This is a genomic window from Seongchinamella sediminis, from assembly GCF_003457605.1.
GTDB lineage: Bacteria > Pseudomonadota > Gammaproteobacteria > Pseudomonadales > Halieaceae > Halioglobus > Halioglobus sediminis.
In genome coordinates this window covers 1-11845 of record NZ_QRAN01000040.1, presented here as the reverse complement: position 1 = coordinate 11845, position 11845 = coordinate 1, and the positions used below count along the sequence as shown (strand labels likewise).

Genomic DNA, 11845 nt, shown 5'->3' with positions numbered 1-11845 from the left:
CCGGCTTCAACAAGCTCGCCGGCAACTGTTCAAATCAATCCATGAACGGGAGACAAAAAGGGCCTGAAATCGACTCCACATAGCCCCCCGCTTCAGACTCATTTACGAATTAGAAAATACTGTGTTCCGGCGGGGAATTTTGGCCCTACTGGCGATTCATCCGGGACAGGGGAACAGCGCCGGGATCAGTGCTGCGAAAGGGGTTGATGTCCAGGCCGCCACGGCGGGTGTAAAACGCCTGTATCTCCAGGAATTCGGGCTCGATGAGTCCTTGCAAATCGACAAACATCCGCTCCACGCACTGTTCGTGAAACTCCTGGTGCTGGCGAAAGGCAATGAGGTAGCGCAGCAGGCTCTCCCGCTCGAGAGCCCTGCCGCGGTAACTCAGGTAAACCGTCGCCCAGTCCGGCTGGCCGGTCACCGGGCACAGGGAGCGCAGCAGGTGGCTGTAGAGCGCTTCCGCCACTACCTCCTCGCCCACCTGCAGCAGCTCCGCCCCCGGCGCGCTATCGTCAACGCTGATATCGAGGTCGTCCAGGCAGTCGCCCTCGGGCACCCCGCCGTCCAGTTCCGGCGCATCCACCGCAAACAATTCCAGTTCTATATCGGCGCCGATAACCGCCGCCAGGTCAGTTCGCAGGGTCTCGCGCAGCTGCTGCTCGCAGGCGAAAGTGCTGCCGTTGAGTGAGTTGAGGTAGAGCTTGAAGGACTTTGACTCCACCATGCACGGTGAATCCGCAGGGATGAAAAACCTTCCTACCCGCACCACCGGCTTGCCCCGGTCGTTGAGCCAGCACAGCTCGTAGGCATGCCACAGGTCGACACCGTCAAAGGGCAGGGTTGCCCCAAGACCCAGGGATGATCTCGCCCGGGCCCGGGGGATGGGATAGAGCAGCTCAGGGCTGTACTTGTCGGCGACCGGCACATTCTTGCCCAGCAACAGACCGGGTTTGTCGTCACTCATGGCTTTACTGCCTCAGGCGCTTGCCGGAATTGAGCAGGTGCATGCTGAAGGCAAAGGCGACCACGGTAAACAGGGCAATCATGCCAAAGGCAAAACCCAGGCTGACATCCGACACGCCCAGCACACCGTAGCGAAACGCATTCACCACATAAACCAGCGGGTTGAGTTTGGACACCCCGGCCCAGAACTCGGGCAACAGGTCCATGGAGTAAAACACCCCGCCAAGATAGATCAGCGGAGTCAGTACAAAGGTCGGGATAATGGAAATATCATCGAAACTGTTGGCATACACCGCATTGATAAAACCCGCCAGGGCGAACAGTGTCGAGGTCATCAGCACGATGACAGTCACCACCAGGAAGCTGTGTATGTGCAGCCGGGTGAAAAACAGCGATACCAGGGTAACCACGATGGCCACCAGCAGGCCCCTGCTTACCCCGCCTGCCACGTAACCCATCAGGATCACGTAGTTCGGTGTCGGTGACACCAGCAGCTCCTCCACGCTGTGGTTGAACTTGGAGCCAAAAAATGAGGACACGACGTTGGAATAGGAGTTGGTGACGATGGCCATCATGATCAGCCCCGGCACCACGAATTCCATGTAGCTGAAACCGCCCATCTCGCCGATGCGGGAACCGATCAGGCTGCCGAAAATAACGAAGTACAGCGACATGGTAATCGCCGAGGGCAGCAGGGTCTGGGTCCAGATCCTCAGGTAGCGCCTGACTTCCTTGGAGAAGAGGGTCATAAAAGCCCGGTATTGCTCGGTGGCGTTCACGCCGCACCCTCCACCAGGTTGACGAACATCTCCTCCAGGCGATTGGCCCGGTTGCGCATGCTGCTGATGTGAATGCCCTGCTGGCCCAGCTGTGCAAATACCTCGTTGATGCTCTGCCCTTTCTCCACCTCGATCTCCATGCTGTGGGCGTCCAGCCTGCGGGTGACAAAGCCCGGGATATCGACCCCGGCCTGCAGTTCCTCGACGCTGTCGAGAATAAACACCTCTCGCTGCAGCTGGCGCAGCAGTGCCTTGACCGAGGTATTCTCCACTATTTCACCGTGATTGATGATGCCGATGTGACGGCAGAGGGCTTCCGCTTCCTCCAGGTAGTGAGTGGTGAGAATGATGGTCGTGCCCTGGGCGTTGATTTGTTTGAGGAAATCCCACATGGAACGGCGCATTTCGATATCGACGCCGGCAGTGGGTTCGTCCAGGATCAGCAACTTCGGCTCGTGCACCAGGGCCCGGGCAATCATCAACCGCCGCTTCATGCCGCCGGAGAGGGTGCGCGTGGGTATATCGCGCTTGTCCCACAAACCCAGTGCCCGCAGGTATTTCTCCGCCCGCTCCCGGGCGAGCGGCGCCGGCATACCGTAGTAGCCGCCCTGGTTGACCACGATATCGAAGGCCTTCTCAAACATGTTGAAATTGAATTCCTGGGGCACGATTCCAATGTACTTCTTGGCCGCCGGGAAGTTTTCATCGATATCGGCATCGAACACCTGCACCTTGCCGGCGCTCTTGCCGACCAGGGAGCAGATTATCCCGATGGTAGTGGACTTGCCGGCGCCGTTGGGACCGAGCAGGGCATAGAAATCGCCCTGCTCCACCGTCAGGCTGATGCCCTTGAGTGCCTCGAAACCGTTGTCGTAAACCTTGCTGAGATTTTCGATGCGAAGTGCTGGTATCATCTGCGTGTGCGCTGCCCTGAACAAAGCGCGCTATTGTACCTGCATTGAGCCTGCGAGACGAAATTTACCCATGGATGACACGCAATACGCCCGGTACTGCCAGCAACTGCTGGAGGAATTCGCCAGCAGCACTGAACAACGGCTGGAACACCTGCCAGACGGCGACTCCCTGAAAGAACTGGGGACCCGGTTCAAGGCACTGGCAGCCGGTGAGGGCAATTTGTACGCCGATGGCCCGCAGCTGGTGTCCCGCCTGTTCACCACCTACCCCGACTTCGCCCCGGCCTTTCCCCGCGATCTGCTGTGGTTTTTTGGCGGCGAATGCCTGCACTATATGCCGGACGAGGAAATTAACGCCTACCAGCGACTCGATGAAATGCGCCTGGCTGCCGCTTCCCGCGGTGAAACCCTGAATATGCGCGAGGCCCGGGCCAGCCTGATGGGCCTGCAATAGGCTTCAGTGGTTGCAGTAGGCCTGTTCCGGGTCATCTGCAGGTAGTGCTGTGGTCCGCCGACGGCCCCGAATTAAAGCTAAACTTTACCCTAGCGTTGATATCTAAGCCCATGAACTTACAGCAAAAAACGGCTCAAGAAAATTCCACTGCCGAGGCTTGACGGCGCTGCCCGCTATCCCTAAAATGCGCGCCTCTCGATCGAGACTACGCGGGTCCCCTTCGTCTAGTGGCCTAGGACACCGCCCTTTCACGGCGGTAACAGGGGTTCGAACCCCCTAGGGGACGCCACTCGATCCTGGATTTGTGTGCGGGAATAGCTCAGTTGGTAGAGCGCAACCTTGCCACGTTTGAGGCGGGGCACGCTGCCCGGGGCGCGCAGCCTCGACGGCTCCGGCGACCACGGCGGTGGGCATAAGCGCGATGTTTGCGGGAATAGCTCAGTTGGTAGAGCGCAACCTTGCCAAGGTTGAGGTCGCCGGTTCGAACCCGGTTTCCCGCTCCAACTTCCCCCAGCGCGGTGGTTCAATGCATTGAGGGTTTTGGCGTTCGAAGTGGCCCGCCACCCCGGCTGGGGGCAGCCCCGCCGCTTCCCGCTCCAACTTCCCACGTTAAACCAAGTAATCGCACCCTAAGCGGGCCGAAACACGTCCATCGTGCCCAGGGTCGCCCGGTTGTATTTCTTGCGCCGGGTCATCAACCAGGTGTCGCCGACCCGCTGCCACTGGTCGTGGTAGATTCCCAGGGTGCGGAAACTGTCGCCCCTGCTTTTATCGCGTGCCAGGTGCATATCACACACGTAAGCGGAACTGGTGGCGCTGTCAGCCTCGACGTCAATCACCACGTTAGCCAGCAGGTGCTGGGTGGTGCCGCAGTGGTCGAGGAAGGAGCGCATGAACGCAATACAGGCCTCGCGACCGTGAATGTCACCCCTGCCGGTATCGGCCACGAAATCCTCGCTAGTCACCTGCGCCAGCTGGTCCCAGTCGCGCTCATCCATGGCGCGGGCGAAGCGCATCAACTGGCGATAGATGGCGCGTTCATCGATGAGTTGCTGCAGGTCCATGGCGGCCACCCTACTCCGACTTGTCCAGTTTAACCGACAGGCTGTTGACGCAGTAGCGCAGGCCGGTTGGCTGGGGGCCATCCTCGAACACGTGCCCGAGGTGGGCGCCGCATTTTTTGCACATGATTTCCGTCCGGGTCATTCCGTGGGAATGGTCCGCTGCCTCCTCGATGACTGCCGCGTCTGCGGGCTGGAAAAAGCTGGGCCAGCCGCAACCGGCATCGAATTTGCTATCGGAAAGGAACAGCGGTTCACCGCAGCACTTGCAGTTGTAGACGCCCTTGTCGGTCGTGTCCCAGTATTCGCCGGAAAACGGTTTTTCAGTGCCCTTCTCCCGGCAGACCTTGAATTCCTCCGGGCTCAGCTTGTCGCGCCAGTATTCGTTGTCTTTCATGATGTCTCCTGATTATCCATTGCCGCCACCGGGTACAGTATGCGGTCGTCGTAGCCAGTGATTATCTCACGGTAGCCGCTGAACCGGGCATCCAGTTCCGGATCATTGGTATCCACCAGCAGGGGCCTGCCTTCGAGGCCGGTAATCTTCGATTTTGCCGCCAGCACGGAAATATTTTCCAGCCCCACGGCGCGAATCACCGCCGGGGAGAATTGCTGGTTACCGCGGCCAAAAATGTGGCCCTGGCCGCCGATCGCCGTGACGAAAATATGCGCGGGTCCGGCGTGTTCGGCAAGCGCGGCCAGCAAGCCGGCCTCATCGACGTCGCTGGCGCACAGTTCACCGCCCTTGACCACATCGACGCCCAACAGGGTATTGGCCAGCCCCAGCTCCTCCATCAGCGCCGCGGTCGTGGAGCCGGGACCAACCAGGTACAGCGTGCCGGGATCCATATGCTCCACCACCCAGGCGGCTATATCTGCGGCTACCAGTTCCTGGCTTTCGCGGCCGCCGACCTTGGTGTGCTGCAGGAAGCGGCCTTCACCGGGAACCAGCATCTCGCCGTAATAGCGACTGCGCACGACATCGTGGCGGAAGGCATCCTCATCGATGTCGCGTACTTCCTGGCTGCGCAAGCCCACCAGACCGGCGCTGGCCAGTTCCAGCAACAGTTCGCCGGCGGCCTCGGGCGATACTGCAAACACCGCCGAATGCATTTTAACCCCGGCGGGTATGCCCAGCACCGGCTGACGCTCACCGACTGCGTCGTAAATATCCCGGGCGGTTCCGTCGCCGCCGGCGAACACCAGCACATCGACCCCGGCGGCAAGCAGGGCCTCGGCCGCCCGGCGGGTATCTGTGGCGCCGCTGAGACCGCCGCAGGGCTTGCCCAGCACCTGGTGATTCAGCCCCAGGGAGGCGGCGAGGTCAGCCCCCATAGCCCCGCCCCAGGTCAGGACCAGCAGGTCCTTTACGCCCACCAGCTTCTGCAACGCCCGGGAAGCCCGGTCATTGGAGCGCTGCAGTTCCTGCCCCGACAGGGAAGCTGCAAGCTGGCGCACGGCCTCGCCGTCGCTGCCCTTGAGGCCGCGGGTCCCGCCCAGCCCCGCCAGGGGATTGACAATCAGGCCCAGCCGCAATGCCGCCATGGCTTATACCTCCACCGGTTTACAACCCAGGGCGCGCACCACATCCCGCCAGCGCCCATTGCCGCCCGCAAGCACTACCTCGCGTCCGGCCAGTTCGCGCCGCTGCGGGTAATTTTTGCGCAACTGATCGAAATTTTCACGGCAACGCTCCGCAGTCGTATCCTTCACCGCCCTGCGCAGCCGCTGGTCATCGTCCTCGATACGGTAACTGGCGGACACCAGTTGCCGCAACAGCTCGGGTTGGGTCACATCGTCGCTAACACGCAGGGGCCCGGGTATGTCCCCTGCGCTGGCGTCGCCTCCGGCAAAGGTCCGCCCCAGCGCCGCGGCAGCCGCATCGCGCAACATGCGGGTTGCCAGCAGTTTGCCATCGTAGCTGTAACCGGCTATATGCGCCGTACCCAGGCGCACTGTTGCCAGCAGTTCCGGGGGGACAAGGGGCTCGGTCTCCCACACATCGAGAACCACCTCGGGCCCACTGCCCTGCTTCAGGCGACGGTACAGGGCCCGGTTATCGACCACCGGCCCGCGGCTGGCATTGATCAGCAGCTGGCCGCGGCCCATTTCCGCCAGTTGCGCTCTACCCAACAGGTGATAGCTCGGCCAGGGTTCCTTGCGGGTCAGTTCCGGGTGCAGGCAAATCACCTCGCAGGCCAGGACATCGGCCAGGGTAGTCGTCCCGCCGACCTCAGCTGGCGTCAGCCAGGGGTCATAGACCAGACAGTGAATTCCCAGGGCCCGCAGCCGCGCGCCCACCGCGCGACCTATATGGCCATAGCCGACAATAGCGACCGCGGCGCCTGCCAGCAATCGTTCCAGGTAATCATCCAGCGCGGCAATGGCGGCCAGCACATACTCGACGACCGAGTTGGCATTGGCGCCGGGCGCGTGGGCGAAGCCGATGTTGCCCCGGCGCAGGTAATCGAGGTCGATATGGTCGATACCGCTGGTTGCGCTGCCGACAAACTTCACCGGCGAGCCCGCGAGCAACTGCGCATCGACGCGGGTCACCGAGCGCACCAGCAATATGTCCGCATCGGCCAGATCAGCGGACGTCAGCTGGCGCCCGGACAGCCGCCGCACCGCCACCCCGGACCCGAAGCTGGCCTCGAGCGCAGGGATATTTTCATCGGCAACCAGGCGCAGTGTCATGCCAGCTGCAACTGCGTTGGCAGGGCCTGCCAGCGCCTGACCAGCGGGCCATCCAGGCCCAGTGAACGGATAAAGTCGATAGCGTTGTCAATGTCGGACAGCGTAAGCTGATAATCCGGCAACTGCTGGACCTCGGGGACATTGGCGTCCAGCCGGGCCAGTTCACGCGACAGCAGGGCCTGCGACCAGTAAGTCGACAGTTTGTCGCCCAGGCGGGACGCGCCGCGCAGGGGCAACGCGGCAACAGCCGCCATATCCGCCGCGATAGCCTCCAGGCTGCCGAGCTCCGATATCAGTACCGCCGCGGTGCGCGGGCCCACGCCCGGCACACCGGGAATGTCATCGACACTGTCACCGACCAGGCCCAGGTAGTCGGCGAACTGCTGTGGCCGGACCCCGAATCGCTGTTCGAAGGCCGCGCTGTCGACGGTCTTGTCGGCGGCAAAATCCCACCACCTGTTCGCCGGCCCTGTTAACAGCTGCCCCAGGTCCTTGTCGCGGCTTATCACCGTCACCGGCAGCTGTTGCTCGCCGGCCAGCCGCGCCAGGCTGGCCAGGTAATCATCGGCCTCGTAACGGTCACCCCCGTAACAGGGGATTCCACAGCGCTCGGTCAACTCGCGGCAACTGCGTAACTGGAAGGCCAGGGCTTCATCGGGGAGCGCCCGGCTGGATTTGTAGTCGGGATAAAGCTCATTGCGAAAGCAGCTGCCGAGGCTTTCATCGAAGGCCGCGGCAAGGTGCGAGGCCGGGTGGACCCGGGGCAGCAGGTCACAGAGGAAGCTGGCGTAGCCATATACCGCGTTGAGCGGGTTTCCATCCTGGTCCTTCCAGCGATCCGGCAGGGAAAACCACGCCCGGAAAATATAAATGGAGGCGTCCAGCAGCCAGGCACGTCGCGTCATGGTCAGTCGATGCTGGCCGGATCGAAAACAAGATCCGTCAGGGCCAGGGCGGTGGCAAACTCCCGCGCCAGGGCGCGGTAAAAACGCGCCGCGCGCGGTGGCAGCCCCTGTTGCTGCCAGCGGCGCGCCTGGGCGGCGACGGCATGGCGAAATTCCCGGCTGCCAGTGGGCTGGCCATCGTCAGCAAAGTTATCGGCACTGATGCGAAAACGATAACCACAGGCCAGCGAGAACAGCCACTCCAGCGCCTGGGGCTTGACTTCCACTGCCTCGAACGCGCGCTGCTGCTGGGCGCTGCGGCCCTCGGGGGCATACCAGTAACCGAAATCGACCTGTTTGCGGCGCTCGGCGCCGGCGATACACCAGTGAGCGGTTTCGTGCAGGGCACTGGCGAAGTAGTCCTCGCGAAAATACAGCAGGTTGCGCGGATTGTCGTTACCGGCAGGCAGGTAGAGAGGCTCTTCGGCACCGCCCACCAGCGCGGTATTTTCACTGGCGCCAAAACAGTCGTCGAATACCGAGACCAGGCGGCTGCAGTCAAACAGCGCGGGAGTTGCGGCGACGCTCAACGGGCGTGCTCCTGCTTGCGCAGCCAGTATCGGTAGCTGCCGTCGGAGGCTTCCTGGCGCAACAGCTCGTGGCCGAGAAAGGTGCAGAATTTAGGGATATCCCGCTCGGTCGACGGGTCGGTAGCCAGCACCTGCACCACCTGCCCCGCTTCCATATCGCGGATCTTGTTGTGCAGCAGCATGACCGGCTCCGGACAAAACAGCCCGGAAGCGTCCAGCACGTGATCGACAGGAATTGACATATTAATCGTGGTCCCCGAGCAGTGCCCTGGCCTGGTCGCTGTTGACCAGGTCCCACTGCTCGCTCTCGGTTTCAAACAACAGCAACAGCTCTCCCTGCTGCAGCTGGCGGCGCAGGTTGCCCGTCTTTTCTGCCAGGGTCAACTCCGTCTCACCGTAGTCGGTACCGTCGCGGCTGGCAAACTCCTCCAGCAAGCCCTGCAGCGCGTCCGCGTCCAGCCGCCCGGCTGGTATCTCGATGTAGGAATACATGGGCCAGCCTCCTTCTGCCAGCTGCTTTTGCGGGTTAATATACGGCCTGCACCCTGGAATGTGGAGTCAAGCTGGTGGATACATCCTACATCATTACTTTCATCGGGGATGACCGCCCCGGCCTCGTGGAACAACTGTCCAGCGTTATCGAGCACAATCGCGGCAACTGGCACGAGAGCCGCCTGTCACAGCTGGGGGGCAAATTCGCCGGACTGATCCTGGTTTCCCTGCCCGCTGAAAGCGGTGAGACTCTGGAGGCAGAGCTCAAGGCGCTGTCGGCGACCGGGCTCAGCGTCAGGGTGACTCCCACCAGTGAGATCTCGCTGGAGCACAATGGCAAGGGCATCACCCTGACCGTGCTCGGCCCGGACCGCCTGGGAATCGTCCGGGAGATTTCCCGTGCACTGGCGGCGCGGCAGATCAACGTGGTAGAGATGGACAGCCAGGTCGAGAGCGCCGCCATGAGCGGCGAACTGCTGTTCAGGGCGCGTATCGACGCCCATGTTCCCGCCAACACCGACCTTGACGAACTGCAGGATTCGCTCGACGAGATCGCCAACAATATGACCCTGGATATAGAGCTGGCGTAAAACTCAGTCGTCGTTGCGCAGCAGTTTGCGCAGCCATAGCCACAGGGCAACGGTGGCGGCGGCAGCCGCGATGACCAGGACAATCGCCGCTACCGTAATGAGCAGCAGCTCCAGCATCTCCTCCCAGGGGATACCGAACTGGTCAACCGCGGCCCACACCAGTGCCGCCATGGCGGCAACGCCGAGAAATATTGTCCGGTAGTACTTGCGTCCCGCCCTGGCCACCGGGTTTACTCCGGCCGCGCCGCGGGAATCACCGGCGTCTCGCACACCACGTCGGCGTTCTGGCCCCGATGGCGCAGCACGTGATCCATCAGCACAATAGCCAGCATCGCCTCGGCGATTGGCGTGGCGCGAATGCCGACGCAGGGATCGTGGCGACCGTGGGTAACCATGTCCATGGCTTCGCCACGGGTGGATATGGTCGCCCCCGGCTGGCGAATGCTCGAGGTTGGCTTGAGGGCGATACTGACCGTAATATCCTGGCCGCTGGAAATGCCGCCCAGTATGCCGCCGGCATTGTTGCCGACGAAGCCTTCCGGCGTCAGCAGGTCGCGATGCTCGCTGCCTTTCTGTTCGACACTGGCAAAGCCGGCCCCCACTTCCACTGCCTTGACCGCGTTAATGCCCATCATGGCATGGGCGATATCGGCATCGAGGCGGTCGAATACCGGCTCTCCCAGCCCGGGCATGACATTGTGCGCGATCACGTTGATGCGCGCGCCAATCGAGTCGCCCGCCTTGTTGAGCGCGGCCATGTAGGCCTCCATCTTCGGCACTGCCGCCGGGTCGGGGCAGAAAAAGGGATTGCTCTCCACCACCTCCCAGTCCAGCGTTTCAGCCCGTATCGGGCCCAGCTGCGCCAGGTAGCCGCGAATCTCAATGCCGTAACGGCTGCGCAGGTACTTTTTCGCGATGGCGCCCGCGGCCACCCGCATGGCGGTCTCCCGGGCGGAGGCGCGTCCGCCGCCACGGTAATCGCGAAACCCGTATTTCTGGTTGTAGGTATAGTCGGCGTGGGCGGGCCGGAAGGTGTTGGCTATATTGGAGTAGTCCTTGGAGCGCTGGTCGGTGTTCTCGATCAGCATGCCGATGGCGGTGCCGGTGGTCCTGCCCTCGAACACCCCGGACAGGATGCGCACCTCGTCCGCCTCGCGGCGCTGGGTCGTAAAACGGGAGGTACCGGGCTTGCGCCGGTCCAGGTCACCCTGCAGGTCGGAGGCATCCAGTTCCACCCCCGGGGGACAGCCATCGACAATACAGCCAAGGGCGGGACCGTGGCTTTCGCCAAAGCTGGTGACGGTGAAAAGTTTGCCTATGCTGTTACCGGACATATCGCTTGCGTGCCTGCAGGTTCAAAGCCGGCCATTATACCGATTATCCGCTAAGACTGGCGCTGAATTCCTGCAATTCCGCGGCACTCAGGGCAAACACCCCGTGGCCGCCATGCTCAAACTCGAGCCAGGTGAAGGGTACCCGGGGATACGCCGCTTCCAGCGCCTCCCAGCTGTTTCCCACCTCTACCACCAGCAAGCCCGTGTCCGAGAGGTAATCCGCTGCCCTGGCGAGGATCCGGCGGGTCAGGGACAGCCCGTCCGGCCCGCTGCCCAGGGCCAGTTCCGGCTCGTGGTGGTACTCGGCAGGCATGCTCGCCAGGTCACCGGCGTCCACATAGGGCGGATTGGACAGAATCAGGTCATAGCGCTGCGGGGCCAGCGCGTCGAACAGGTCGGACTGGTGGATCTGTACCCGGTGCGCCAGCCCCAGGCGCTCGCGGTTCTCCGCCGCCAGGGCCAGCGCCTCGGGATCCAGGTCCACCAGGTCTACGCGGGCCTTGCTGTAATAGGCCGCCGCCAGGCCGATACAGCCGCCGCCGCAGCACATATCCAGGATCCGGGCCGGTTCCGGTCCCGCGTACCAGGGCTGGTAGTCGTGCAGAATCAGTTCGGCGATGGGTGAACGGGGAATAATCGCCCTGGGGTCACAGCCGAATTCCAGTCCCGCGAACCAGGCCTTGCCCAGCAGGTAGGGCAGCGGAACGTGCTCCTCGATGCGGCGCTTGAGCAGGCGCTCGATCTCAGCCCGCTGCGTCACGCTCACCACATGCGGCAGTACGCCGTCCCCCGCATCCGCTGGTAATCCGGCAACCGCCAGCACCAGCTGCACCGCCTCGTCCCAGGGATTATCGGTGCCGTGACCGTAAAACACTGCGCTGTCGTGCAACTGTTCCCAGCAATACTGGATGGCCTGGCCCACGGTGAGCTGATCTGTCGTTGTTTCGTCCATGGGCTAAGTTTAACGGCTCTTCATCATTAACGGGGGACACCGATGTTCATTAAACTGAATTTGCGAAGTTCGTTTAATGGAGAGTACACCGATGTCCCACGCAGGATTAATATTAGGCCTTCCGGAGTTGGAGGT

At 62.3% G+C, this 11845-nt stretch carries 16 protein-coding genes and 2 tRNA genes; 4 read left to right on the top strand and 14 right to left on the bottom strand.

What is annotated here, in order from left to right; genetic code table 11:
• Positions 1 to 145 precede the first annotated feature (145 nt).
• The 3 genes from queF to DWB85_RS18915 are packed head-to-tail and all read right to left on the bottom strand — an operon-like array spanning position 146 to position 2656.
• On the bottom strand, positions 146 to 964 hold the full coding sequence (gene queF, locus DWB85_RS18925; RefSeq protein WP_117957610.1) for an NADPH-dependent 7-cyano-7-deazaguanine reductase QueF: 819 nt from the start codon (positions 962 to 964) through the stop codon (positions 146 to 148).
• 4 nt (positions 965 to 968) lie between these two features.
• On the bottom strand, positions 969 to 1742 hold the full coding sequence (locus tag DWB85_RS18920) for an ABC transporter permease (RefSeq protein WP_117957608.1): 774 nt from the start codon (positions 1740 to 1742) through the stop codon (positions 969 to 971).
• Positions 1739 to 2656, bottom strand: a complete 918-nt coding sequence (locus DWB85_RS18915) for an ABC transporter ATP-binding protein (RefSeq protein WP_117957606.1) — start codon at positions 2654 to 2656, stop codon at positions 1739 to 1741. Before DWB85_RS18915 ends, DWB85_RS18920 begins: the two co-directional genes overlap by 4 nt.
• A 70-nt stretch (positions 2657 to 2726) precedes the next feature.
• Here DWB85_RS18915 and DWB85_RS18910 point away from each other — a divergent pair, with 70 nt between their 5' ends.
• From DWB85_RS18910 to DWB85_RS18900, 3 genes are all read left to right on the top strand, one after another.
• Complete coding sequence (locus tag DWB85_RS18910; RefSeq protein ID WP_117957603.1) at positions 2727 to 3110, top strand: PA2817 family protein; 384 nt, start codon at positions 2727 to 2729, stop codon at positions 3108 to 3110.
• Between the two features lie 213 nt (positions 3111 to 3323).
• Positions 3324 to 3399: transfer RNA gene (locus DWB85_RS18905), tRNA-Glu, on the top strand.
• 138 nt (positions 3400 to 3537) lie between these two features.
• A tRNA-Gly gene (locus tag DWB85_RS18900) sits at positions 3538 to 3613 on the top strand.
• Between the two features lie 126 nt (positions 3614 to 3739).
• On the opposite strand, the gene DWB85_RS18895 is transcribed toward DWB85_RS18900, so the two are convergent.
• The 8 genes from DWB85_RS18895 to DWB85_RS18860 are packed head-to-tail and all read right to left on the bottom strand — an operon-like array spanning position 3740 to position 8834.
• The gene (locus DWB85_RS18895) at positions 3740 to 4174 is read right to left on the bottom strand and encodes a nuclear transport factor 2 family protein (protein ID WP_205422817.1); all 435 of its coding nucleotides are present in this window, start codon (positions 4172 to 4174) and stop codon (positions 3740 to 3742) included.
• Between the two features lie 10 nt (positions 4175 to 4184).
• A complete protein-coding gene (gene msrB, locus DWB85_RS18890) occupies positions 4185 to 4568 on the bottom strand; it encodes a peptide-methionine (R)-S-oxide reductase MsrB (RefSeq protein WP_117957601.1) in 384 nt (127 codons plus the stop codon).
• Positions 4565 to 5716: an ATP-NAD kinase family protein gene (locus DWB85_RS18885; RefSeq protein WP_117957599.1), complete on the bottom strand. Its 1152-nt coding sequence runs from the start codon at positions 5714 to 5716 to the stop codon at positions 4565 to 4567. The genes msrB and DWB85_RS18885 overlap by 4 nt, the downstream gene beginning before the upstream one ends.
• Positions 5717 to 5719: 3 nt before the next feature.
• Positions 5720 to 6868, bottom strand: coding sequence for a 4-phosphoerythronate dehydrogenase (locus DWB85_RS18880; RefSeq protein ID WP_117957597.1), 1149 nt, complete (start codon positions 6866 to 6868; stop codon positions 5720 to 5722).
• Positions 6865 to 7773: a 5'-3' exonuclease gene (locus tag DWB85_RS18875; protein ID WP_117957595.1), complete on the bottom strand. Its 909-nt coding sequence runs from the start codon at positions 7771 to 7773 to the stop codon at positions 6865 to 6867. The genes DWB85_RS18880 and DWB85_RS18875 overlap by 4 nt, the downstream gene beginning before the upstream one ends.
• A gap of 2 nt (positions 7774 to 7775) precedes the next feature.
• Positions 7776 to 8342: an elongation factor P hydroxylase gene (locus DWB85_RS18870; RefSeq protein WP_239017397.1), complete on the bottom strand. Its 567-nt coding sequence runs from the start codon at positions 8340 to 8342 to the stop codon at positions 7776 to 7778.
• Positions 8339 to 8584, bottom strand: a complete 246-nt coding sequence (gene tusA, locus DWB85_RS18865; protein ID WP_117957593.1) for a sulfurtransferase TusA — start codon at positions 8582 to 8584, stop codon at positions 8339 to 8341. Before tusA ends, DWB85_RS18870 begins: the two co-directional genes overlap by 4 nt.
• 1 nt (position 8585) lies before the next feature.
• Positions 8586 to 8834, bottom strand: a complete 249-nt coding sequence (locus DWB85_RS18860; protein WP_117957591.1) for a YheU family protein — start codon at positions 8832 to 8834, stop codon at positions 8586 to 8588.
• 74 nt (positions 8835 to 8908) lie between these two features.
• Here DWB85_RS18860 and DWB85_RS18855 point away from each other — a divergent pair, with 74 nt between their 5' ends.
• Positions 8909 to 9424: a glycine cleavage system transcriptional repressor gene (locus DWB85_RS18855; protein WP_117957589.1), complete on the top strand. Its 516-nt coding sequence runs from the start codon at positions 8909 to 8911 to the stop codon at positions 9422 to 9424.
• Between the two features lie 3 nt (positions 9425 to 9427).
• Here DWB85_RS18855 and DWB85_RS18850 read toward each other — a convergent pair whose 3' ends face one another.
• The 3 genes from DWB85_RS18850 to prmB are packed head-to-tail and all read right to left on the bottom strand — an operon-like array spanning position 9428 to position 11710.
• The gene (locus DWB85_RS18850) at positions 9428 to 9649 is read right to left on the bottom strand and encodes a hypothetical protein (RefSeq protein ID WP_117957587.1); all 222 of its coding nucleotides are present in this window, start codon (positions 9647 to 9649) and stop codon (positions 9428 to 9430) included.
• A 5-nt stretch (positions 9650 to 9654) separates the two neighbouring features.
• The gene (gene aroC, locus DWB85_RS18845) at positions 9655 to 10758 is read right to left on the bottom strand and encodes a chorismate synthase (protein ID WP_117957585.1); all 1104 of its coding nucleotides are present in this window, start codon (positions 10756 to 10758) and stop codon (positions 9655 to 9657) included.
• Between the two features lie 43 nt (positions 10759 to 10801).
• Entirely contained in the window at positions 10802 to 11710 is a 909-nt protein-coding gene (gene prmB, locus DWB85_RS18840; RefSeq protein WP_117957584.1) for a 50S ribosomal protein L3 N(5)-glutamine methyltransferase, read from the bottom strand.
• Positions 11711 to 11845 lie beyond the last annotated feature (135 nt).